We start from the raw sequence: 21,839 nt of genomic DNA on the forward strand, positions 1-21,839 counted from the left end.
ACTCATCTGAACGGACGTGGCCCTCCCATGAAACGCATCACCGTGATCGATTCCCATACCGGCGGCGAACCGACCCGACTGGTCACCGACGGTTTTCCTGACCTGGGCCAGGGCAGCATGGCCGAGCGCAAGCAACGCCTGGCCACGGAACACGACGCCTGGCGCACGGCCTGCGTGCTCGAACCGAGGGGCAGCGATGTGCTGGTGGGGGCGCTGCTCTGTGAGCCGGTGGACCCGAGCGCCTGTGCCGGCGTGATCTTTTTCAATAACAGCGGCTACCTGGGCATGTGCGGCCACGGCACCATCGGCCTGGTGGCGTCACTGGCCCACCTGGGCAGGATCGGCCCCGGCGTGCACAGCATCGAAACCCCAGTGGGCACGGTACAGGCAACCTTGCACGAAGACCGCTCGGTCAGCGTGCGCAACGTGCCGGCCTACCGTTACCGCAAGGCCCTGACCCTGGAAGTGCCCGGCATCGGCCAGGTGGTGGGCGACGTGGCCTGGGGCGGCAACTGGTTTTTCCTGATCGCCGAACATGGTCAGCGCGTGGCCGGCGATAACCTCGACGCGTTGACCGCCTACACCTACGCCGTGCAGCAAGCCTTGGAGCAGCAGGGTTTTCGCGGCGAGGACGGCGGCCTGATCGACCATATCGAACTGTTTGCCGACGACCCGCAAGCCGACAGCCGCAACTTCGTCCTCTGCCCGGGCAAGGCCTATGACCGCTCCCCTTGCGGCACCGGCACCAGCGCCAAACTGGCGTGCCTGGCCGCCGATGGAAAACTGCAACCCGGCCAGATCTGGCGCCAGGCCAGTGTCATTGGCAGCGAGTTCGAGGGTTCCTATGAGCACTCTGGCGAGCGCATCGTGCCGACCATTCGCGGTCGCGCCTACATCAGCGCCGAAACCACACTGATCATCGAAGCGGATGACCCGTTCGCCTGGGGCATTCGTCCGTGAGCGAGGGCCATGTCGCCGACGTGATCATCATCGGCGCGGGCATCATCGGTGCAGCCTGTGCCCAGGCATTGGCCCGACGCAACGTCAACGTGTTGGTGCTGGACGCCGGTTGGCACGGCGCCACGGCGGCCGGCATGGGGCACCTGCTGGTGCTCGATGACAACCCGGCGGAACTGGCCCTCAGTCAATATTCCCTGCAACGCTGGCGCGAACTGGCCCCAGCCCTGCCCGACGGCTGCGCCTGGCGCAACAACGGCACCTTGTGGCTGGCAGCCAATGCCGAAGAAATGGCGGTGGCCCATAGCAAATACCTGAACCTGCTGGCCCATGGCGAAGCCTGCGAACTGATCGGCCACGCCGCGCTGCATCAGCGTGAACCCGAGCTGCGTCCGGGGCTGGAAGGTGGGCTGCTGATCAAGGGCGACGGCATCCTCTACGCCCCGGCGGCCGCGCGCTGGATGCTGGACGCGCCGAACATTCGCCAGCAACGGGCGCAGGTCAGCGAAGTCGACGGTCATCGCGTGCGCCTCGACGACGGTCGCTGGTTGAGCGCCGAAGCGGTGATTCTCGCCAATGGCATCCAGGCCACTGAATTATGCCCGGAACTGCCGATCGTGCCGAAGAAGGGCCACTTGCTGATCACCGACCGCTACCCCACTACCGTCACCCACACCCTGGTGGAACTGGGTTATGTAACCAGCGCCCATAACGCCAGCGGGCCGTCGGTGGCGTGCAATATCCAGCCACGCCCGACCGGACAATTGTTCATCGGCGCCTCGCGGCAGTTCGGCACGCTTGACCCGCAGGTGGAAGGCTGGATGCTGGCGAAGATGCTCAAGCGCGCCGTCGATTATCTGCCGGGGCTGGCGCATCTGAACGGCATCAGGGCCTGGACCGGTTTTCGCGCAGCGAGTCCCGACGGCTTGCCCCTGGTGGGCCAACATCCACAGCGCCAAGGGCTGTGGCTGGCGGTGGGTCACGAAGGACTGGGCGTCACAACGGCGCCGGCAACGGCCGACCTGCTCGTCGCACAGCTGTTCGACGAAACCCCACCACTGGCCGCGCAGCCTTACCTGCCGCAGCGTTTCTTGGGAGAACCGGCCCATGCCTGACTTGTTTTTGGACGGCCGCCCGCTGTCCGTCGCCAACGGCACCAGCGTCGCGGCGGCATTGGCGTTGGGCGCGGATGGTTGCAGTCGCACCTCGGTCAGCGGCCAGCGCCGTGCGCCGTTGTGCGGCATGGGTATCTGCCAGGAGTGCCGGGTGCTGATCGACGGCCGTCGACGCCTGGCCTGCCAGACCCTATGCCACGACGGCATGCAGGTGCAGACCCGACCATGAACGAAACCACCGACCTGCTGATCATCGGCGCCGGCCCCGCTGGCATGGCCGCCGCCCTCGCCGCAGCCAGCAGCGGCGCGCGCATCGTGCTGCTGGACGACAACCCGCTGCCCGGTGGGCAGATCTGGCGCGACGGGCCCCAGGCCAACCTGCCCAGCGCCGCCCGACGCCTGCGCGAGCAACTGCAAAGCTGCGCCAACGTGCGCTGCCATGCCGGCACCCGCGTGATCGCCTGCGCGGCGGATAAAACCTTGCTGGTGGAAGATGCCGAGCGCGGCTGGCAGATCAGCTACGAGCGCTTGATTCTCTGCACCGGTGCCCGTGAGTTGTTGCTGCCGTTTCCCGGCTGGACACTCCCCGGCGTGACCGGTGCTGGCGGCTTGCAGGCGCTGATCAAAGGTGGCTTGCCGGTGCGTGGCGAACGGCTGGTCATCGCCGGCAGCGGCCCCTTGCTGTTGGCCGGCGCCGCCACCGCGAAGCATCAAGGTGCACGTGTGCTGCGCATCGCCGAGCAGGCCAGCCGCACCGCTGTCGTCGGTTTCGCCGCGCAACTGCCACGTTGGCCAGGCAAATTTTTCCAATCGTTCAGTCTGTTCGACCAGCACTACCGCACCGACACCCATGTGGTGGAAGCGCTCGGTCGGGAACGGCTGGAGGGTGTGCGACTGCATCAGCAAGGCAAGACGATTGAATTGGCCTGCGACCGGCTCGCCTGCGGCTTTGGGCTGATTCCCAATACTCAATTAGGCCAGGCCCTGGGCTGCGCGGTTGAAGACCAGGCGCTGGCGGTTGACGCCTGGCAAGCGACCACTCGCCATGAACATTACGCCGCCGGGGAATGCACCGGTTTTGGCGGCAGCGAACTGGCGCTGGTGGAAGGCGCCATCGCCGGCCACGCCGCGGTTGGCAATAGCGCAGCCGCCCAGCAGCTGTGGCCGCGCCGCGCACGCTGGCAGAGTTTCGCCGGGGCATTGAGCAAGGCCTTCGCCCTCGATCCACGGCTCAAGACCCTGGCCCGCAACGATACCCTGGTCTGCCGCTGCGAAGACGTACCGTACGGCGAACTGGTCGGCCATGAAAACTGGCGCGAAGCAAAACTGGCAAGCCGCTGCGGCATGGGTGCCTGCCAGGGCCGAGTGTGCGGCGCTGTCCTGGAACACCTGTTCGGCTGGACACCGCCCACACCCCGCCCACCCTTCAGCCCGGCGCGAATCGAAACCTTGCTGAACCTGGAAGAAACCCCACCCACCTGAACCCGAAAACAACTTCCCTGTGGGAGCGAGCCTGCTCGCGATGGCGGCGTGACAGGCACTACATTTTCGACTGACACTGCGCCATAGCTCCCACAAAAAAGACGACGCCGGCCATGTACCCCTCGCTCACCGCCTTCGCCCCCTGCGACCTCGACACCCTGCTGCGCAGCCTGCAACCCATCGCTCCTCTGCTGGACACCCTCGCGGACGTGGTGTTTTTCATCAAGGACAAACAGGCCCGCTACGCCTTCGTCAACCAGACCCTGGCCCGCCGCTGCGGTTTCAAACACAGCGGCGACCTGCTCGGCCTCACCGCCGAACAGGTATTCCCCGAGCGCTTCGGCCCGCTGTACACCGAACAGGACCGCCGGGTGCTGGCCAGCGGGCGGGAGTTGGCCGACCAGCTCGAACTGCATTTGTATTACGGCAACCAGCCCGTCTGGTGCCTGACCCACAAGCTCGCCCTGCACGATCCAAACGGCCAGGTCGTCGGCCTGGCCGGCATTTCCCGCGACCTGCAACTGCCGCAATCGAGCCATCCGGCGTTCCACAAACTGGCGGCGGTGGATGCCCATATCAAGCAGCACTTCGCCCGCCCCATCAGCCTTGCCGAGCTGACCGCCATTGCCGAATTGTCGGTGGCGCAACTGGAGCGGCACTGCAAACGCATCTTCCAGCTCACGCCGCGGCAGATGATTCACAAGGCACGGTTGGAAGAAGCCTCGCGGCTGTTACTCGACAAAGACTTGCCGATCACCGAGATCGCCCTGCGCTGCGGTTACACCGACCACAGCGCCTTCAGCCGCCAGTTTCGGGCCCTGACCAGCCTTTCGCCGAGCCAGTATCGCGAAAATCAGCGCTGATTCTTGTTCCCTGATGGGGCGTCGAGCCCCGTGATTGCTCCCATCTGTAACACCCCGCCCCAGCACCGCCTCCTCGCCCAGCTTGTTAACGCCCGGCATGAAAGCCTCTAGATCAGCCCTCCAGTGACATTACTGCGCCTCAACCAGAAACGGGCACGCCGATTGCTTATCTAATATCGTATACGAAATCCTCAATACGATATCTCACCGCATTTATTCGACAGCGAGGCATTTATGAAAAACCCTGCATTGGCCGTAGCCCTCAGCGTTGTCCTCACCCCGCTTTTCATCGCCCCCGCCCACGCCGACAAGCTCGATGACATCATCGGCTCCGGCAAGCTGCGTTGCGCCGTGACCCTGGACTTCCCACCCATGGGCTTTCGCGATGAAAGCAACAAGCCGGCGGGATTCGACGTGGACTATTGCAACGATCTGGCGAAGGTTCTCGGTGTAGATGCCGAAGTGGTGGAAACCCCATTCTCCGACCGAATCCCCGCGCTGCTGTCGGGCCGCGCCGATGTCATCGTCGCCTCCACCTCCGACACCTTGGAGCGGGCCAAGACCGTGGGCCTGACCGTGCCCTACTTCGCCTTCCAGATGGTCGTGCTGACCCGCGACAACACCGGCATCACCAGCTACGCCGACCTCAAGGGCAAGGCCCTGGGCAACACCAGCAGCACCTACGAAGCCATCGCCCTGGAGAAGGACCAGAAAAGTTGGGGCAGCGGCAGCTTCCGCGCCTACCAGTCGCAGAACGACACCTTGCTGGCAGTCGCCCAGGGGCACATCGACGCCACCGTGGTGACCAACACCGTGGCCGCCGCGACCATCAAGTCGGGCAAGTACAAGGGCCTGAAGATTGCCGGTGACGCGCCCTACGTCATCGACTACGTGTCCCTCGGCGCCAAGCGCAGCGAATACGGCCTGCTCAACTACCTCAACCTGTTCGTCAACCAGCAGGTGCGCACGGGTCGCTACAAGGAACTGTTCGTCAAATGGGTCGGCACTGACATTCCGCCGGCCAACCTGACCGTTCCCCAGGTCTATTACTGAGGATCGGCGCATGCCAAGCACGCCTGTCCGTGTGAAAGGCCGCAGCCTGGTGGAGGGTGCCGCCCAGGGCGCCCTGCTGTTCGCCGACGTGGGGCTGAGTTTCTGGGGCGGGGTCGATCCAGCCAGCGGCGAGGTCATCGACCGCCACCATCCCTTGAGTGGCCAGCGCCTGGCCGGGCGCGTGCTGGCGATCCCCAGCGGACGCGGTTCCTGCACCGGCAGCAGCGTCTTGATGGAGCTGATCAGCAACGGCCACGCGCCCGCGGCCCTGGTGCTCGCCGAAGCCGATGAAATCCTGACCCTGGGCGTGCTGGTGGCGCAGGTGATTTTCCAACGCTCGCTGCCGGTGGTGTGCGTGGGGCATGAGGCCTTCAATGGACTGCGCGGCCAGGGTTTCGTGCGCCTGGAAGGCGACATCCTGACACTGTCTGGCCGGCCGCCAAACGACGGCTGGCAAGGTTCTGACCCAGCGCCGCAGCCGCCCACATCCTCAACCCTGGAATTGAGCGAACAGGACCGGGCGTTGCTCGACGGCGCTCACGGCAAGGCTGCCCAAGTGGCGATGCAAATCGTGCTGCGCATGGCGCAGATCCAGGGCGCCACGCAACTGCTGGACGTGACCCAGGCCCATATCGACGGCTGCATCTACACCGGCCCGGCCAGCCTGCGCTTTGCCGAACAACTGGTGCAGTGGGGGGCGAAGGTTCGCGTCCCCACCACCCTCAATTCCATTTCCGTGGACCAGCGACGCTGGCGGGAACTGGGCGTCGATCCGGCCCTGGGCGAACCGGCCAGTGCCTTGGGCGATGCCTACATGGCGATGGGCGCGCAACTGAGTTTCACCTGCGCCCCCTACCTGCTGGACACCGCGCCAAAGGCCGGCGAACAAATCGTCTGGGCCGAATCCAACGCGGTGGTCTACGCCAACAGCGTGCTGGGGGCGCGCACGCAGAAGTACCCGGACTTCCTCGATATCTGCATCGCCCTGTGCGGGCGGGCACCGTTGACCGGCTGCCACCTCGACGACCGGCGCAAGGCCCAACTGATCGTCGACGTACCGGCGCTGGGCCACGTGGACGACAGTTTCTACCCGCTGCTGGGCTATCACATCGGCAGCCTGGCGGGCCGGCGCATCCCGCTGATACGTGGGCTGGAACACGCCGCCCCCACCCTGGACGACCTCAAGGCCTTCGGCGCCGCGTTCGCCACCACCAGCGCCGCGCCGTTGTTCCACATCGCCGGGGTAACGCCGGAAGCCCTCGACCCTGCCGATGTCCTGGAGAACGACGTCACCTTGCCGCAGGAAAGCGTCGATGCCGCCGGCCTGCTTGCCAGTTGGCGCGAGCTCAACAGCGCCCGGGACAACTGGGTGGACGTGGTGTCCCTGGGTAACCCGCATTTCTCCCTCAGCGAATTCGCTGCCCTCGCGACCTTGTGCACGGGCCGGGTCAAGCATCCGTATGTGGTGCTGGCGATCACCTGCGGCCGGACAGTGCTGGAGCAGGCCCGCAAAGCCGGGTACCTGGCCGCCATCGAGACCTTCGGCGCGGTGCTGGTGACCGACACCTGCTGGTGCATGTTGGGCGAACCGGTGATTCCGCCCCACGCCACCACGCTGATGACCAACTCCGGTAAATACGCCCACTACGCACCCGGCCTGGTCGGGCGTGGGGTGCACTTTGCCGCCCTCGCCGAATGCGTCGAGGCCGCCTGCACCGCCTCGACCCGCGGCCAGCCGCCGGCATGGCTGCAACCCACCGCCCGCACGGGGAGCCCGACTCATGTTTGACTACAGCTTCCAATGGCGCCCGGCCTTGCGCGCCCTGCCCGACATGCTCGCCGGGGCCTGGGTGACGTTCGAGACCGCCGCGCTGTCGATGATTTTCGGTGTGCTGATCGCCCTGGTGCTGACGGTGATGCGCCAGGCCCCGAATCGCTTGCTGCGGGGCGTGGGCAATGGCTGGGTGTCCATCGCCCGCAACACGCCCTCGCTGTTCCAGATCTACATCCTCTACTTCGGCCTCGGCTCCCTCGGACTGCACGTCAGTTCCTGGCTGGCCTTGCTGGCCGGGATCACCTTCAACAACGCCGGCTACCTGGCGGAAAACTTTCGCGGCGGCCTCAAGGCCGTGCCCAGTACGCAAATGCGCGCCGCCCGCTCCTTGGGGATGAGCGCCTTCCAGGCGTACCGAATGATCATCGTCCCGCAACTGTTGCGCATTGTGTTCTACCCGTTGACCAACCAGATGGTCTGGGCGGTGCTGATGACGTCCCTGGGGGTGGTGGTCGGCCTGAACAACGACCTCACCGGTGTCACCCAGGAATACAACGTCAAGACCTTCCGCACCTTCGAATACTTCGCCCTCGCGGCGGTGCTGTATTACCTGATCGCCAAGCTGATCGTCGGGCTGGCCCGGCTGTTGTCCTGGCGGTTGTTTCGTTATTGAGGAGCGTGGGTCATGTTTTCTACAAGCCTCAGCGTCAACGACCTGCTGTATTTGCTCGAGGGGGCCTGGGTCACGCTGCAACTGACCGTCTGGTCGATCCTTTTGGGCACCCTGGCCGGGTTGCTGTTCGGTCTGCTGCGGGCGTTGTTGCCACGGGCCAGCCTGCCGTTGGCCTGGTTGCTGGACGTGTTCCGCAGCGTGCCGCTGCTGATCCAGTTCGTGCTGTTCAACTCGCTCAAGAGCATCGCCGGCCTGAACCTCAGCGCCTTCGCCGTCGGTTGCATCGTCCTCGGGGTCTATGCCGCGGCTTACTTCACCGAAATCGTCCGCGGTGGCGTGCTGGCGGTGCCGTTGAGCACCCGCCGGGCCAGTCGGTCACTGGGCCTGAGCTATGTGCAGGACCTGCGGTTCATCGTCCTGCCGATTGCCACCCGGGTGGCCTTTCCCGGCTGGCTGAACCTGGTGCTGGGCGTGATGAAAGACACCGCCCTGGTGATGTGGATCGGCATCGTCGAATTGCTGCGGGCATCGCAAACCATCGTCACGCGCATTCAGGAACCCCTGCTGGTGCTGTGCATCGCGGGCCTCATTTACTACGTCATGAGCCTGGTGGTCGCCCGCCTCGGCGCACGCCTGGAAAGAAGGTGGCAGGAAAATGATTGAGATCGAAAACGTACACAAATCCTTCGGTGACCTGGAAGTGGTCAAGGGTGTGAGCCTGACCGTGGACAAGGGCGAAGTGGTGTCGATCATCGGCGGTTCCGGCTCCGGCAAGTCGACCTTGCTGATGTGCATCAACGGCCTGGAACCGATCCAGAAAGGCAGCATCCGCGTGGACGGCATCGAGGTCCATGACCGGACCACCGACCTCAATCGCCTGCGGCAGAAGATCGGCATCGTGTTCCAGCAATGGAACGCCTTCCCCCACCTGACAGTGCTGGAAAACGTGATGCTCGCGCCGCGCAAGGTGTTGGGCAAAAGCAGGCAGGACGCCGAAGCACTGGCGGTGCAACAGCTTGAACATGTGGGCCTGGGGGACAAGCTCAAGGCCTTCCCCGGCAAGCTTTCCGGCGGCCAGCAGCAGCGCATGGCCATCGCCCGGGCGCTGGCGATGTCGCCGGACTACATGCTCTTCGACGAAGCCACCTCGGCCCTGGACCCGCAACTGGTGGGCGAAGTGCTGGACACCATGCGCATGCTCGCCGAAGACGGCATGACCATGGTGCTGGTGACCCACGAGATCCGCTTCGCCCGGGACGTGTCCGACCGCGTGGCGTTCTTTTGCAATGGCCGGGTCCATGAAATCGGGCCGCCGGACCAGGTGATTGGCAATCCGGTGCAGCCGGAGACGGCGGCTTTTCTCAAGTCGGTGAAATAGCCGATGGCCCCTTCGCGAGCAAGCTCGCTCCCACACTGTTTCGTGTGCACCACAAAACCCTTTGTGGGAGCAAGGCTTGCCCGCGATGAGGCCCGACCAGACACACAAGGATTTGACTCATGCGCTCATCAAAAATCATCCATGTCGTCAGCTGCCACGCCGAAGGCGAAGTCGGCGATGTGATCGTCGGCGGCGTCGCCCCTCCACCCGGTGCCACGGTGTGGGAACAGTCACGCTGGATCGCCCAGGACCAGACCCTTCGCAACTTTGTCCTCAACGAGCCCCGCGGCGGTGTGTTCCGCCACGTCAACCTGCTGGTGCCAGCCAAGGACCCACGGGCGCAAATGGCCTGGATCATCATGGAACCGGCCGACACCCCGCCGATGTCCGGCTCCAACTCGCTGTGCGTCGCCACCGTGCTGCTGGACAGCGGCATCCTGCCAATGACCGAGCCCCAGACCCGCCTGGTGCTCGAAGCGCCGGGTGGCCTGATCGAAGCGGTGGCCGACTGCCGCGACGGCAAGGTGCAACGGGTCGAGATCAAGAACGTGCCCTCCTTCGCCGACCGCCTCGATGCCTGGATCGAAGTCGAGGGCCTGGGCTCGTTGCAGGTGGACACGGCGTATGGCGGCGACAGCTTTGTCATCGTCGACGCCCAGCGCCTGGGCTTTGCCATCCGCCCTGACGAAGCTGCCGAACTGGTGGCCGTGGGTTTGAAGATCACCCGCGCCGCCAACGAACAACTGGGCTTCGTGCATCCGTTGAACCCCGACTGGTCGCACATCTCGTTCTGCCAGATCGCCGCGCCCATCGTCCAGGAAAACGGCATCGCCACCGGCGCCAATGCCGTGGTGATCCAGCCCGGCAAGATCGACCGCTCGCCCACCGGCACCGGCTGCTCGGCACGCATGGCGGTGCTGCACGCCAAGGGCTTGATGCAGGTCGGCGAGCGTTTTATCGGCCGCTCGATCATCGGCTCCGAATTCCTCTGCCGCATCGACTCACTGACCGACGTGGCCGGACGCCCGGCGATTTATCCGTGCATCGCCGGACGGGCGTGGATCACCGGGACGCATCAGCTGTTGCTCGACCCGGCCGATCCGTGGCCCGAGGGCTACCGGCTTTCGGATACCTGGCCGGGTGCATGACTTTTTTGAACTGGCTTCGCCCCCCCTGTGGGAGCAAGGCTTGCCCGCGATGAAGTTGACGCGGTCTTCCGTGAAACCGAGGCGCCTGCATCGCGAGCAAGCTTTGCTCCCACAGGGGATTTGTTGTGAATTCACTTTTACCTGCGTATACGAAATACCATAACCGGAGACAACCCATGAGCAAACGCATCAACTGGAGCGGCGTCTTCCCTGCCGTCACCACCCAATTCAACGACGACTTTTCCATCAACCTGGAAAAAACCCACCAAGTGATTTCCAACGTCATTCGTGACGGTGTTTCCGGCCTGGTGGTCTGCGGGTCGGTGGGGGAAAACACGTCCTTGAGCGCCGAGGAAAAAATCGCCGTGACCGAAGTCGCGGTAGACGCCTCCCGTGGCCGCGTGCCGGTGATCTGCGGCGTGGCCGAATTCACCAGCGTGCAAGCCGCCAAGGTTGCCAACGCGGTGCGCAAGGTTGGCGTCGACGGGGTGATGCTGATGCCGGCGCTGGTCTATGGCTCCAAGCCGTTCGAGACCGCCGAGCATTTCCGCTACGTGGCCCGGCATGCCGACGTGCCGCTGATGGTCTACAACAACCCGCCAATCTACAAGAATGACGTGACACCGGACATCCTGATTTCCCTGGCCGATTGCGACAACGTGGTGTGTTTCAAGGATTCCTCCGGTGACACCCGGCGCTTTATCGACGTGCGCAACGAAGTCGGCGACCGTTTTGTGTTGTTCGCAGGCCTTGATGACGTGGTGCTGGAAAGCCTCGCTGTGGGGGCCGAAGGTTGGGTCTCGGGCATGTCCAACGTGTTCCCGCAGGAAGGCGAGACCATTTTCCGCCTGGCCCGCGCCGGGCGCTTCGCCGAAGCGATGCCGATCTACGAATGGCTGATGCCGATCCTGCACCTGGACGCCCGCGCCGACCTGGTGCAATGCATCAAGCTGTGCGAAGCCATCGCCGGCCGCGGCAGCGCCCTCACCCGCCCACCGCGCCTGGCCCTGCCGGAAGCGGACCGGGTGTATGTGGAGCAGATCATGGCCAAGGCCCTGGCGAATCGGCCGGTGTTGCCGGATGTGGGGCTTTGACCACAAGGCATGACGCTAACCGGCGGTGATTGTGCCGCCGCTATCGCGAGCAAGCTCGCTTCCACAGGGACCAAGGTGCAAGGAGGATTTGCAGCCCATACAAAATCCCTTGTGGGAGCGAGCTTGCTCGCGATAGCGGTCTGCCTGAGCCGGCTATGCTGGATGTGCCGACTAAATCGCGAGCAAGCTCGCTCCCACAAAGTCTTGACGAGGCTTCCCATGAATTATTTCCTGGCCCAGGCCCTGAACAACCGATGGGCCAACCACAGGCTACTCGACGCCTGCGCGCAGTTGAGCGAGGCTGAATACGAAGCGCCGCGCACGGGGTTCTTCCCGTCCATACAAGCCACGCTTTGCCACATCCTGGAAGTGGACCGCTATTACCTCACTGCCCTGGAAGGCGACCGCGATGGGCAGATAAAGGACTTTTCCGAGACCCTGGCCTTTGCCCAACTGAAGCAAAGCCAAACCCAGACCGACCAGCGGCTGGTGGCGTTCTGCGAAACCCTGCGGGAGAAAGACCTCGCCCGCTGCGTGGAGCTGGTACGTGTCGACGGTGTGGAGCGCGAGCGCATCGACCGGCTGCTGTTGCACCTGTTCGAACATCAGATCCATCACCGCGGCCAGGTGCATTCTATGCTCAGTGGCACCGGCATCAAGCCACCGCAGCTCGATGAATTCTTCCTCGATTGCGACCGTACGTTTCGGCAAGACGAAGAGCAGCAACTGCAATTCAACGAAACGACCGTCTGGCAAGACTATCGGCCGGACTGAACGTCGCCCCGGGCCGAAAAAATGCGATGGCCGCTGCCGGCCATCGCCAAATCGCCCACGTCAGGCGCTCTCAGATCCGTGCGGGAGACACGATGATTTTCACGTTGTGCTCCTTGTTATTGACCAACTCCTCGAAGCCCTGGCCGACAATCTGCTCCAGCTGGATGCGACCCGTGACCAGCGGCGAAATGTCCAAGCGCCCATCGGCAATGAAGGCAATCACATCGGCGAATTCACCGTTGTAGGCCAGCGCGCCAAGCACTTGCTTCTCGGTGGAGACCAGTTCAAAGAAGTTGAACTCGCTCGGCTCCTCGAAAATGCCCACCAACACACACTTGCCGGCCTTGCGGATCAGGTCGATGGCCAGTTTCGCGGTGTGCTTGTTACCGATGCATTCGAAACTGACATCGGCCCCCAGGCCACCGGTCAGGCGGCGGACTTCGGCCAGGGCGTCGCATTCGTTCGGATCGATCACATGGCTGGCCCCTACTTCCAGGGCCTTGGCCTTGCGCGCACCGGACATTTCCAGGGCGATCACCTGAGCCGCGCCGGCGGCCTTGGCGCACATGATGGTGCACAGGCCGATGGTGCCGGCGCCGACCACCACCACGTTCTGGCCCAGCAGGCTGCCGGCCTTTTTCACCGCATGCATGCCCACCGCCAACGGCTCGATCAACGCACCGGCCTCGGCCGGGAAATCGGCGGGCAGTTTATAGAGCAGGTTGGCCGGTACGTTGACCAGTTCGGCGAACGCACCGTTGTTCATCAGCCCGGTGAAGGCCAGGTTCTCGCAAATGTTGTAGAGCCCGTGGGTGCAGTAATAGCAGGTGCCGCAGTGCTGACAGGCGTCCGCCGCCACCGGTTCACCGACACTGAAGCCTTCGACGCCGGCACCCAGTTCGACGATCTCGCCGCAGAACTCATGGCCGAGGATGCACTGGCCCTTGATCCCGGTCAGCGGGTGTGGCGCGTCCACCGGGATGAACACCGGCCCGGCCACGTACTCATGCAGGTCGGAGCCGCAAATGCCGCACCATTGCACGCGGATCTGCACCCAACCGGCGGGCGGCGAAACCGGCAGTGGCACGTCTTCGACGCGGATGTCGTTGCGGCCATGCCAGACGGCGGCGCGCATGCTGCGGGTCGGCTTGATTGAAACGTTCATGACGTTGCCTCCAGAATTTTGTAGGGACGACGACGCATGTCGCCGCCCGCTTGATCAGTGCTGCTCGATGAACCCGAGGATCAGCCGGTTGACCTGCTCGGCCGCTTCCATTTGCACCATGTGGCCCTGGCCGGACAGCACCTCCACCTGGGCTCTCAGCCCGTCGCTATGGGCCGCCGGGATAATTGCGTCATCGCTGCCCCAGATCACCAGGCTCGGTACGTCGCCGGCCTGCACCACTTCGCGCAAGTCCATCTGTTGGCGGCCGTCGGCGAACAGCGTCGCTGACAGTTGCTGCAGCGCCGCGTCCACGCCCTCCAGGCGCTTGTACTTGAGCATGTCGTCGAGCATCTGGCGGTTGACCAGTTCGGCATTGGAAAACAGTTGCACCAGTTGCGGCTTGAGGGCGTTGCGGTTGGCCGCTTCGACAAAACCTTGCAGGTAGCTGCCGTTGATCTCCGCGCCCAGCCCGGCGCTGCCGATCAAGGTCAGCGACCGGACTCGCTGGGGCATCAGGCGTGCGGCGTTAAGCGACACCGCCCCACCCATGGAATGCCCCACCAGATGCGCGGCGTTGATGTCCAGGTGATCGAGCAAGGCCAGCACCACGCCGCTCAATTCGTCCAGATCGCCGCGTTGCAGGGTTTTCGAAGATTCGCCGTGGCCCGGCAGGTCCAGCGCAATGACCCGACGCCCGGCCGCCAACGCCTCGTGGTTGAACAGCCAGTTGTTCAGGTCGCCGCCGAAACCATGCACCAGCAACAACGGCGTACCGCCCTCGCCCCGCTCGAAATAGCGGATCACCCGGCCGTCCAACTCGACTTTCTGCGGTTTCGGTCCACTGTCTTCGTCGGCCGCATCGCCGGGCACAAAGGTCGATTGGAACTGCTCGATGACCGCATCGATCTCGGCCTCGCTGGCATCGCCGTCGACCACGATGCCTAGCAAGGCGCCGACCGCCAGGGTTTCGTCCTGGCGGGCGATCTGGCGGCGCAGGATTCCGGAAAACGGTGCCTCGACGCTGCTGGAGATCTTGTCGGTCTCCACGTCCATCACTTCATCGCCCTTGGTGATGGCCTGGCCCTCCTCCTTGAGCCAGGCATCGACCCGGCCCTCGGTCATCGACAGGCCCCACTTGGGCATGGTCAGGGTATGAATCTGGCTCATCAGCGCTTGCTCCACTCGATCACGTTGAGCACGGCTTGTTCGATCTTCGCCGCGTCAGGGATGTACAGGTCTTCCAGCGAATCGGAGAACGGCACCGGGGTGTGCGGCGCGGTGACCATTTCAATCGGCGCCTTGAGCGCGCCAAAGGCTTTTTGCGCCACCAGCGCCGAAATATCGGTGGCCATGGAACAGCGTGGGTTGGCCTCATCGATCACCACCAGGCGCCCGGTCTTCTCGACACTTTCCAGGATGCTGTCCTCGTCCAATGGGCTGGTGGTGCGCAGGTCGATGACTTCGCAGTCGATGCCACGCCCGGCCAGGCTACGCGCCGCGTCCATCGCGGTGTTGACGGTGCGCCCGTAGGACACGAGGGTCACGTCCTTGCCGTCGCGCAGGAAGTTGGCCTCGCCAAAGGGAATGGTGTAGAGCTCTTCCGGCACCTCGCCCTGCATGCTGTAGAGCAACTTGTGCTCGCAGAAGATCACCGGGTCGTTGTCGCGGATCGCCTGGATCAGCAGGCCCTTGGCGTCGTAAGGCGATGACGGGCACACTACTTTGAGTCCCGGAATGTGCGTCCACAACGACGTGAGCATCTGCGAATGCTGGGCGGCGGCGCGCAGGCCGGCGCCGACCATGGTGCGGATCACCAGGGGCGTGGAGGCCTTGCCGCCGAACATGTAGCGAAACTTCGCCGCCTGGTTGAGGATCTGGTCCAGGCAGCACCCGGCAAAGTCGACGAACATCAGTTCGCACACCGGGCGCACGCCGCAGGTGGCGGCCCCGACCGCCGCGCCGACGTAACCGATTTCCGACAGCGGCGTGTCCAGCACGCGTCCGGGGAACTGGGCGTAAAGCCCCTTGGTAACGCCGAGCACACCGCCCCAGGCGTCGTTTTCACCGGGTGCGCCAGCACCACCGGCCACGTCCTCACCCATGATGAAGACGCTGGGGTCGCGGCGCATTTCCTGGGCCAGGGCCTCGTTGATTGCCTGCTGATAGCTGATTTTTCTCGCCATGATGGGATTCTCTATTGTTGTTATTCAGGGGGGCGTTCAGGGATAGCTGACGTAGACGTCGGTCAGCAGGTCCGCCGCGGTCGGCTTGGGATCGGATTTGGCCTTGTTCACGGCGTTTTCAATCAGCATGTCCACTTCCTTGTCGATCTGGTCCAACTGCTCGACGGTGAGCAAGCCGGCTCGGGTGGTGCGCTCGCGGAACTGCATCAGGCAGTCCTGGTTCTCGCGAAAATGCTTGACCTCGTCGGGCGCCCGATAGGTCTGGGCGTCGCCCTCGAAGTGACCGTAGTAGCGCGTCAGCTTGACCTCGATCAGCGACGGCCCTTCCCCGGCACGGGCGCGTTCGACGGCGGCCCCGGCGGCCTCATGCACGGCAAAGAAGTCAAAGCCATCCACCGTCACCCCGGGCATGCCGAACCCGGCCGCACGGTCGGCGATGTGATCGCAGGCCACCGACCAATTGGAGGCGGTGGCTTCGGCGTAGCCATTGTTTTCGGCGATGAACAGGCACGGCAGGTTCCACACCGAGGCCATGTTCATGGCTTCGAACACCGCGCCCTCGTTGGAGCCGCCGTCGCCGAAAAACACCACGGCAACGCTGTCGGTGCCCTTGAGCCGGGCCGCCAGTGCGGCGCCCACCACCAGCGGCGCGCCGGCACCGACAATGCCATTGGCACCGAGCATGCCCTTCTCGAAATCGGCGATGTGCATCGAACCGCCCTTGCCTTGGCAGACGCCGGTTTTCTTGCCATAGATCTCGGCCATCATCCCGTAGACGTCCACGCCCTTGGCGATGCAATGGCCGTGACCACGGTGGTTGGACGCGATGCAATCGTCATCGCCCAGGTGGGCCATGACACCGGCGGCCGAGGCTTCTTCGCCGGCATACAGGTGGACGAAACCGGGAATCTCGCCAGTAGCGAACTCCACGTGCAGGCGCTCTTCGAAGGCGCGGATGGTGCGCATCACCTGGTAGGCGTGCAGCAGTTGATCGTGGGTGAGCGGTGTCGACATTTTTATTCTCCTGGGGTGTCTTCTTGAAGATTCAGAGGGTGTTGCGGGTGTTCGCGGCCGATGGCCAGCAAACGGTGTTGCGCGGCGTAGGCCAGCACCGCATTGACGTCGATGCTCAGCGGGCCGCCTGCATCGAGGGTGACCGTGGGCCGGTCCCGCGCGTTGAATTCGATTTCCCGTTCGCCATCCAGGGCCAGGGTGCCGCTGGAGAGCGACAGGCCGTGGGCGATTCCAGGTTCCAGGGGCCCGGCAGCGAGCACGCCACAGCCTTGCAGCAGCCCTGGCGCAAGCGGCACCAGCAGCGCTTCGGGGGATTGCGGGTCCAGGCGCATCCAGGCACCACCCGGTGCCTGGCGTGACACCGGAAACCACAAGCCGCACAGCGCCGACAGGCCAATGGATTGCGGTTCGGCGAAAGTCACGAAGACTTCGGCCAGGTCCTGTGCGCGACTGATCGCCCGGGCGCCGACAAACCGCAGCGGCGACACGGCGACGTCCACCAGGGCGACTTCGCGCAAGCCACGTCCGGCATCACAGACCAACAAGCGCTTGTTGCGGCGCAAGCCGATCGAATCCGGGATTCGGCCACTGGCGTACAACCCTCCGGCCAAGCCGGCACTGGTGGCCTCGCGCAGTTCGGGAAAGGCGTTGTTGGTGCCGGTGGACAGGGTCAGCAACGGGATGTCCCCCACTTCGGCGGCCACCGCCTTGTGGGTGCCGTCGCCGCCAAGCACGGCGATCAGCGCCACCTCGCGCTCGGCCATCAGGCGTGCGGCCCGGCGGGTGTCTTCGACGGTCTGGCGCAGGGTCAGGTCGAGAAACTCCAGGGCCGGCCAGTGGCTGCTGCGGGCCTGGCGGCTGTGGCTGTTCTTCAGCACGGCGGCGGCCATGCCAATCATGTCGGTGGGCATCAACACCTGTTCGATGCCGGTGGCACCGAAAGCGGCTAGCAGGCGCTGGATCACCGAGACCTTGTCAGTGCTGGAAAACAACCCGGCATTGGCGGTCAGGCGCCGCACGTCACGGCCCGATGCAGGGTTGGCGATGATGCCCACGGTCAATGGCCGGCGACTCATGACACCACCGTGGAGGGGGCAGGCACACGGCCTGGGCAGGAAACCATAGACACCTCGTTGTTATTATTGGATGACCCGTCGAGCGGGCCCCAGAGGTAGAGCAAGGGCGGTGCCAGTTGTAAAAAAAACCTGCTAAAAGCCCGGGCCAGAGCGGCCCCCATGGGATTTTCGATGAAGCGAACCGAGCCCCGGTGAGACGCCCCATGTCAGCCTGCACGAGGTTTCGGCGAGACTCTGAGACGTGGCGTCTCACACCGCCCGAAGAACCCGTCGAGCTTGTCTGCACCCGGCGAACGGCGCTTAATGTGCGCACAACGATAAGAAGCTGAATCGGAGGCCTCTATGCTTTCCGCTCACTCCCGGGCGCACGTGGATTGCGTCAGCCGCGTGGTGAAAAACGCGAACCAATTGCCACAACTGCCCGTCCCGGACCTGATCCTCGACTCCTGGCGCCGGTCCATGGAGCAACATCACCTGGACCCCGGTTCGCTGCAGGGCCCGCGCATCCTGTCCCAGGACGTGCTCAAGCAATGCCGTGAACGCTCCGAGCTGTTCCTCAATATCGCCAGCGAAGAAGTGGCTCGCCTCCATGGCCGGGTCCGCGATGCCGACTACTGCGTGCTACTGACCGATGCCCAGGGCCAGACCATCGACTATCGGGTGGAAACCACGATTCGCAATGACTGCCGCAAGGCCGGGCTGTACCTGGGCACCTGTTGGTCGGAGGGCGAGGAAGGCACCTGCGGCGTGGCGGCGGTGCTCACGGCCAAGGCCCCGGTGACGGTGCACAAGCGCGACCATTTCCGGGCGGCGTTCATTGGCCTGACCTGCTCCGCCGCGCCGGTCTTCGATCCCCTGGGCGAATTGCTCGGGGTGCTGGACGTCTCGGCGGTGCGCTCGCCGGATGATCGGCGCTCGCAGCACCTGATCCGGCAAATGGTGGTGCAGAGCGCCCGGGAGATCGAACAGGCGTTTTTCATGAGCAGCGCCCAGGGTTACTGGGTGCTGCGGGCCCATCGCAACGCCGGCTACGTCGACAGCCAGCCGGACTTCCTGTTCGCCTGGGACGACGACGGTTGCCTGCAAGCCTTGAACCCGGCCGCCCGCCAGTACCTGCTGCAACATTACGGGCAGTTGCCGCAACACATCGGCCAGGTGTTCGACCAGCAGTTGCTGCACCGTGCCCGGGACGAAAGCCTCTGCTCGCTCGACCACGCCATGCACGGGCGCTTGAGCGCGCCGCGCCAGCGGGCCAGTTCACGTTCGCGGGTGGCGATGACCCCGTTGGAGATCGATCCACGCCTGGCCGACAGCCTGCGCCTGGCGGTGCGGGTGAAAGATCGCAACCTGCCGGTGCTGATCCAGGGCGAAACCGGTTCCGGCAAGGAAGTGTTCGCCCGTCAGTTGCACCAGGCCAGCCAGCGCCGTGATCGCCCTTTCGTGGCGTTGAATTGCGCCGCTATTCCGGAAAGCCTGATCGAGAGCGAACTGTTCGGCTACGTCGCCGGCGCCTTCACCGGCGCCTCGGCCAAGGGCATGCAGGGCCTGTTGCAACAGGCCGATGGCGGCACCTTGTTCCTGGATGAAATCGGCGACATGCCGCTGGCCTTGCAGACCCGCCTGCTACGCGTATTGGCCGAGGGTGAAGTGGCGCCGCTGGGCGCGTCCCGTCGCAAGGCCGTGGACATCCAGGTGATCTGCGCCACCCACCGCGACCTGGAGACCCTGGTGGCCGCCGGCGAGTTTCGCGAGGATTTGTATTTCCGCCTGGGTGGCGCGCGCTTCCAACTGCCCCCGTTGCGCGAACGCAGCGATCGGCTGGCGTTGATCAATCGAATTCTTGCCGAGGAGTCGACGCTGTGCGGGGCAACAGTGCAATTGAGCAGCGCGGCCCTGGAATGCCTGCTCGGCTATCACTGGCCGGGCAATGTGCGCCAGCTGCGCCATGTGCTGCGTTATGCGTGCGCGGTGTGCGAAGCCAGCGTGGTCCAGCTCAGCCACCTGCCCGAGTCAATGCACCGCGTGGACGTCACCGACCACGGACCGGAACCGAGCGCCAGCCCGGAACGCCAGGCACTGCTCGATGCCTTGGTGCGCCACCGCTGGAAACCCACCGCCGCCGCCCGGGCCCTGGGCATTTCCCGGGCGACCCTGTATCGACGGGTAAACCTGCATGGCATCGAAATGCCAGGCCGCAGCCCGGCCTGAGGGCCTATCGTCGCGCCAGTTCGTGACGTACACATTGTTCGTAGTAGGTCTGCTTGACTGCGACCGGCTTGAGACGCGAGGCGCTGTTGTAGGTCTGCTCGGTAATGCCCAGGGCGGTCATGCGCATCCAGGGCCGGGGAAACTTGCGCACTTGCAGCTTCTTGCGCGCGCCGTACAGGCTGACGCCGGAAAGCTTCGACGCCTGCGCCCCTGCCGCGATATCCGAACCCCAGCGGCACACCGACTGCTGGTTTTGCGTCAGCGCCCTGGCCTGGGCCTCAAGCGAAACGGCGGCCAGGAGAAACGTCGCCACGACCCACATAGAAATACGCATAGGTTTGTCGCCCAACTTTCTGAAAGGAAAGAAGTTTGACCTTATGTAACTGAGCAAGGGGCCAGCACGGCTGTGCAATTTTTGTGGCTAGGGGATTATCTGTGGGAGCAAGGCTTGCCCACGAAGCAGACGACTCGGTTCCCGATAGACCGTGCGAACTTCATCGCGGGCAAGCCTTGCTCCCACAGATCCCCTTGCCAATAGCAAGCTCCCTCGCCACGGTCATTGACCCGCCTTCGCCTCCTGCAGCAGTTGCTGGATCACCTGCTCCTGCTCGCCATAGCGCCCTTCGCCAAAATGGCTGTAGCGCACCTGCCCCTTGGCATCGATGAAGTAATGAGCCGGCCAGTACTGATTGTTGAAGGCACGCCAGATCGCATACTGATTATCGATCGCCACCGGATAATGGATGTCCAGCTTGCGCACCTGCTCGCGCACGTTGTCGATGATCTTCTCGTAGCCGTACTCCGGGGTGTGGACACCGATCACCACCAGCCCGTCCTTTTCATACTTCTTCGCCCAACCGTTCACATAGGGCAAGGTGTGCTGGCAGTTGATGCAGTCGTAGGTCCAGAAGTCCACCAGCACCACCTTGCCCCTGAGTGATTCGCTGCTCAGCGGGGGCGAGTTCAGCCATTGCACCGCGCCGTCCAGCGCAGGCATGGCGCCCTGGGATTCGAGGGCCGGCATGGAACTTGCGCCGGCCTTGCTCACCACATAGTCGATGGCCTTGGGCACGTTCTCCAGCAGGCTTTTTTCCAAGCTGGCCGATTGTTGGGAGGAAGTCGCCGCCAACAAGCGGTCATCCGCCCCGGTACCAATTGCCACGGCCGCCAGCAATACCGCCACCCCTGTTCCCCGGCGCAGCCAGGTGGTGATCGGCAGCGAGAGTTTCAGGCGTCCGACCAGTCCACGCCCGGCCAGAATCAGCGTGCCCAGGGACAAGGCGCTGCCCAGGCCGTAGGCGAGCAACAGCAGGCAGGTTTGTGCGCTGGCGCCTTGCAGCATGGCCCCGGTCAGGATCACCCCGAGTATCGGTCCGGCGCACGGTGCCCAGAGCAACCCGGTGGCGACCCCGATCAGCCCTGAAGCCACAGGCCCGGCCATCCGCCCGGCGCCGGCGTCCAGGCGATTGCCCAGGCTGACCAGCGGCCGCGCCAGCCAGGTGCCGACCCGACTGAAGATCAGCGACAAGGCAAACACCACCATCACCACCAAGGCCACTTGGCGGCCGACGCTGCTGGCACGCAGCACCCACTCGCTGCTGACCACCGCCAGGCTGGAGACCAGGGCAAACGTCAGCACCATGCCGCCAAGGGTCAGCAGCACCGAGCCACGGGAGCGATCGGCCCGGGCAAACAGAAACGGCACCACCGGAAGAATACAGGGGCTGAGGATCGTCAGGATCCCGCCGAGAAAAGCGATCAGAAGCATGGCAACACCTCAATGGTAGGTAGATAGACAGAACACACCCAATCGGGCAGCGCCTCTGTGGGAGCAAAGCTTGCTCGCGACGCAGACGCCTCGATTACTGGCAATCACCGCGTC

At 64.3% G+C, this 21,839-nt stretch carries 21 protein-coding genes; 14 read left to right on the forward strand and 7 right to left on the reverse strand.

What is annotated here, in order from left to right:
- Positions 1-27: 27 nt before the first annotated feature.
- From KI235_RS17325 to KI235_RS17385, 13 genes are all read left to right on the forward strand, one after another.
- Positions 28-960, forward strand: a complete 933-nt coding sequence (locus KI235_RS17325; RefSeq protein WP_003202546.1) for a 4-hydroxyproline epimerase — start codon at positions 28-30, stop codon at positions 958-960.
- Positions 957-2,072, forward strand: a complete 1,116-nt coding sequence (locus KI235_RS17330; RefSeq protein ID WP_038858895.1) for an FAD-binding oxidoreductase — start codon at positions 957-959, stop codon at positions 2,070-2,072. The genes KI235_RS17325 and KI235_RS17330 overlap by 4 nt, the downstream gene beginning before the upstream one ends.
- On the forward strand, positions 2,065-2,301 hold the full coding sequence (locus KI235_RS17335; protein WP_003202550.1) for a 2Fe-2S iron-sulfur cluster-binding protein: 237 nt from the start codon (positions 2,065-2,067) through the stop codon (positions 2,299-2,301). Before KI235_RS17330 ends, KI235_RS17335 begins: the two co-directional genes overlap by 8 nt.
- On the forward strand, positions 2,298-3,554 hold the full coding sequence (locus KI235_RS17340; RefSeq protein ID WP_003202551.1) for an FAD/NAD(P)-binding oxidoreductase: 1,257 nt from the start codon (positions 2,298-2,300) through the stop codon (positions 3,552-3,554). Before KI235_RS17335 ends, KI235_RS17340 begins: the two co-directional genes overlap by 4 nt.
- Before the next feature lie 113 nt (positions 3,555-3,667).
- Positions 3,668-4,417, forward strand: coding sequence for an AraC family transcriptional regulator (locus tag KI235_RS17345; protein ID WP_003202553.1), 750 nt, complete (start codon positions 3,668-3,670; stop codon positions 4,415-4,417).
- Positions 4,418-4,651: 234 nt separating this feature from the next.
- Positions 4,652-5,470, forward strand: coding sequence for a transporter substrate-binding domain-containing protein (locus tag KI235_RS17350; protein ID WP_013693523.1), 819 nt, complete (start codon positions 4,652-4,654; stop codon positions 5,468-5,470).
- 10 nt (positions 5,471-5,480) lie between these two features.
- The gene (locus KI235_RS17355; protein ID WP_003202557.1) at positions 5,481-7,259 is read left to right on the forward strand and encodes an aconitase family protein; all 1,779 of its coding nucleotides are present in this window, start codon (positions 5,481-5,483) and stop codon (positions 7,257-7,259) included.
- Positions 7,252-7,917, forward strand: a complete 666-nt coding sequence (locus tag KI235_RS17360; RefSeq protein WP_013693525.1) for an amino acid ABC transporter permease — start codon at positions 7,252-7,254, stop codon at positions 7,915-7,917. Before KI235_RS17355 ends, KI235_RS17360 begins: the two co-directional genes overlap by 8 nt.
- 12 nt (positions 7,918-7,929) lie before the next feature.
- On the forward strand, positions 7,930-8,580 hold the full coding sequence (locus KI235_RS17365; protein ID WP_003202560.1) for an amino acid ABC transporter permease: 651 nt from the start codon (positions 7,930-7,932) through the stop codon (positions 8,578-8,580).
- Positions 8,573-9,295, forward strand: a complete 723-nt coding sequence (locus tag KI235_RS17370) for an amino acid ABC transporter ATP-binding protein (protein ID WP_003202562.1) — start codon at positions 8,573-8,575, stop codon at positions 9,293-9,295. Before KI235_RS17365 ends, KI235_RS17370 begins: the two co-directional genes overlap by 8 nt.
- Before the next feature lie 119 nt (positions 9,296-9,414).
- Positions 9,415-10,443, forward strand: coding sequence for a proline racemase family protein (locus tag KI235_RS17375; protein WP_027911915.1), 1,029 nt, complete (start codon positions 9,415-9,417; stop codon positions 10,441-10,443).
- A 176-nt stretch (positions 10,444-10,619) separates the two neighbouring features.
- Positions 10,620-11,537 (forward strand): dihydrodipicolinate synthase family protein, encoded by a 918-nt coding sequence (locus KI235_RS17380; protein ID WP_003202565.1) that lies wholly within the window; start codon positions 10,620-10,622, stop codon positions 11,535-11,537.
- A 219-nt stretch (positions 11,538-11,756) separates the two neighbouring features.
- Positions 11,757-12,311, forward strand: coding sequence for a DinB family protein (locus KI235_RS17385; protein ID WP_212795189.1), 555 nt, complete (start codon positions 11,757-11,759; stop codon positions 12,309-12,311).
- Positions 12,312-12,381: 70 nt separating this feature from the next.
- On the opposite strand, the gene KI235_RS17390 is transcribed toward KI235_RS17385, so the two are convergent.
- The 5 genes from KI235_RS17390 to KI235_RS17410 all read right to left on the reverse strand — a co-directional run bounded on the left by KI235_RS17390 (position 12,382) and on the right by KI235_RS17410 (position 17,749).
- Complete coding sequence (locus KI235_RS17390; RefSeq protein ID WP_230152698.1) at positions 12,382-13,446, reverse strand: 2,3-butanediol dehydrogenase; 1,065 nt, start codon at positions 13,444-13,446, stop codon at positions 12,382-12,384.
- A gap of 84 nt (positions 13,447-13,530) precedes the next feature.
- Entirely contained in the window at positions 13,531-14,643 is a 1,113-nt protein-coding gene (locus KI235_RS17395) for an acetoin dehydrogenase dihydrolipoyllysine-residue acetyltransferase subunit (RefSeq protein WP_013693529.1), read from the reverse strand.
- Positions 14,643-15,659, reverse strand: coding sequence for an alpha-ketoacid dehydrogenase subunit beta (locus KI235_RS17400; protein ID WP_003202574.1), 1,017 nt, complete (start codon positions 15,657-15,659; stop codon positions 14,643-14,645). Before KI235_RS17400 ends, KI235_RS17395 begins: the two co-directional genes overlap by 1 nt.
- A gap of 36 nt (positions 15,660-15,695) precedes the next feature.
- The gene (locus KI235_RS17405; protein ID WP_003202577.1) at positions 15,696-16,673 is read right to left on the reverse strand and encodes a thiamine pyrophosphate-dependent dehydrogenase E1 component subunit alpha; all 978 of its coding nucleotides are present in this window, start codon (positions 16,671-16,673) and stop codon (positions 15,696-15,698) included.
- A 2-nt stretch (positions 16,674-16,675) separates the two neighbouring features.
- Positions 16,676-17,749 (reverse strand): NAD(+)/NADH kinase, encoded by a 1,074-nt coding sequence (locus tag KI235_RS17410; protein ID WP_003202578.1) that lies wholly within the window; start codon positions 17,747-17,749, stop codon positions 16,676-16,678.
- A gap of 342 nt (positions 17,750-18,091) precedes the next feature.
- Between KI235_RS17410 and KI235_RS17415 the strand changes: the two genes are divergently transcribed.
- Complete coding sequence (locus KI235_RS17415; RefSeq protein ID WP_212795190.1) at positions 18,092-19,957, forward strand: sigma-54-dependent Fis family transcriptional regulator; 1,866 nt, start codon at positions 18,092-18,094, stop codon at positions 19,955-19,957.
- A gap of 4 nt (positions 19,958-19,961) precedes the next feature.
- On the opposite strand, the gene KI235_RS17420 is transcribed toward KI235_RS17415, so the two are convergent.
- Positions 19,962-20,291, reverse strand: coding sequence for a hypothetical protein (locus KI235_RS17420; protein WP_027911912.1), 330 nt, complete (start codon positions 20,289-20,291; stop codon positions 19,962-19,964).
- 222 nt (positions 20,292-20,513) lie between these two features.
- Positions 20,514-21,725 carry a cytochrome c biogenesis protein DipZ gene (locus KI235_RS17425; RefSeq protein WP_212795191.1) on the reverse strand — a complete coding sequence of 404 codons (1,212 nt, stop codon included), beginning with the start codon at positions 21,723-21,725 and terminating at the stop codon, positions 20,514-20,516.
- Positions 21,726-21,839: the final 114 nt, after the last annotated feature.

Source organism: Pseudomonas sp. St386, assembly GCF_018325865.1.
Taxonomy (GTDB): Bacteria; Pseudomonadota; Gammaproteobacteria; order Pseudomonadales; family Pseudomonadaceae; genus Aquipseudomonas; species Aquipseudomonas brassicacearum.

What these genes read in the sequence shown, in the direction of transcription:
- KI235_RS17325 (WP_003202546.1), top strand. Translation starts at nt 28, where the DNA reads ATGAAACGCATCACCGTGATCGATTCCCATACCGGCGGCGAACCGACC.
- KI235_RS17335 (WP_003202550.1), top strand. Translation starts at nt 2,065, where the DNA reads ATGCCTGACTTGTTTTTGGACGGCCGCCCGCTGTCCGTCGCCAACGGC.
- KI235_RS17340 (WP_003202551.1), top strand. Translation starts at nt 2,298, where the DNA reads ATGAACGAAACCACCGACCTGCTGATCATCGGCGCCGGCCCCGCTGGC.
- KI235_RS17345 (WP_003202553.1), top strand. Translation starts at nt 3,668, where the DNA reads ATGTACCCCTCGCTCACCGCCTTCGCCCCCTGCGACCTCGACACCCTG.
- KI235_RS17350 (WP_013693523.1), top strand. Translation starts at nt 4,652, where the DNA reads ATGAAAAACCCTGCATTGGCCGTAGCCCTCAGCGTTGTCCTCACCCCG.
- KI235_RS17355 (WP_003202557.1), top strand. Translation starts at nt 5,481, where the DNA reads ATGCCAAGCACGCCTGTCCGTGTGAAAGGCCGCAGCCTGGTGGAGGGT.
- KI235_RS17360 (WP_013693525.1), top strand. Translation starts at nt 7,252, where the DNA reads ATGTTTGACTACAGCTTCCAATGGCGCCCGGCCTTGCGCGCCCTGCCC.
- KI235_RS17365 (WP_003202560.1), top strand. Translation starts at nt 7,930, where the DNA reads ATGTTTTCTACAAGCCTCAGCGTCAACGACCTGCTGTATTTGCTCGAG.
- KI235_RS17370 (WP_003202562.1), top strand. Translation starts at nt 8,573, where the DNA reads ATGATTGAGATCGAAAACGTACACAAATCCTTCGGTGACCTGGAAGTG.
- KI235_RS17375 (WP_027911915.1), top strand. Translation starts at nt 9,415, where the DNA reads ATGCGCTCATCAAAAATCATCCATGTCGTCAGCTGCCACGCCGAAGGC.
- KI235_RS17380 (WP_003202565.1), top strand. Translation starts at nt 10,620, where the DNA reads ATGAGCAAACGCATCAACTGGAGCGGCGTCTTCCCTGCCGTCACCACC.
- KI235_RS17385 (WP_212795189.1), top strand. Translation starts at nt 11,757, where the DNA reads ATGAATTATTTCCTGGCCCAGGCCCTGAACAACCGATGGGCCAACCAC.
- KI235_RS17390 (WP_230152698.1), bottom strand. Translation starts at nt 13,446, where the DNA reads ATGCGCGCCGCCGTCTGGCATGGCCGCAACGACATCCGCGTCGAAGAC.
- KI235_RS17395 (WP_013693529.1), bottom strand. Translation starts at nt 14,643, where the DNA reads ATGAGCCAGATTCATACCCTGACCATGCCCAAGTGGGGCCTGTCGATG.
- KI235_RS17400 (WP_003202574.1), bottom strand. Translation starts at nt 15,659, where the DNA reads ATGGCGAGAAAAATCAGCTATCAGCAGGCAATCAACGAGGCCCTGGCC.
- KI235_RS17405 (WP_003202577.1), bottom strand. Translation starts at nt 16,673, where the DNA reads ATGTCGACACCGCTCACCCACGATCAACTGCTGCACGCCTACCAGGTG.
- KI235_RS17410 (WP_003202578.1), bottom strand. Translation starts at nt 17,749, where the DNA reads ATGAGTCGCCGGCCATTGACCGTGGGCATCATCGCCAACCCTGCATCG.
- KI235_RS17415 (WP_212795190.1), top strand. Translation starts at nt 18,092, where the DNA reads ATGCTTTCCGCTCACTCCCGGGCGCACGTGGATTGCGTCAGCCGCGTG.
- KI235_RS17420 (WP_027911912.1), bottom strand. Translation starts at nt 20,291, where the DNA reads ATGCGTATTTCTATGTGGGTCGTGGCGACGTTTCTCCTGGCCGCCGTT.
- KI235_RS17425 (WP_212795191.1), bottom strand. Translation starts at nt 21,725, where the DNA reads ATGCTTCTGATCGCTTTTCTCGGCGGGATCCTGACGATCCTCAGCCCC.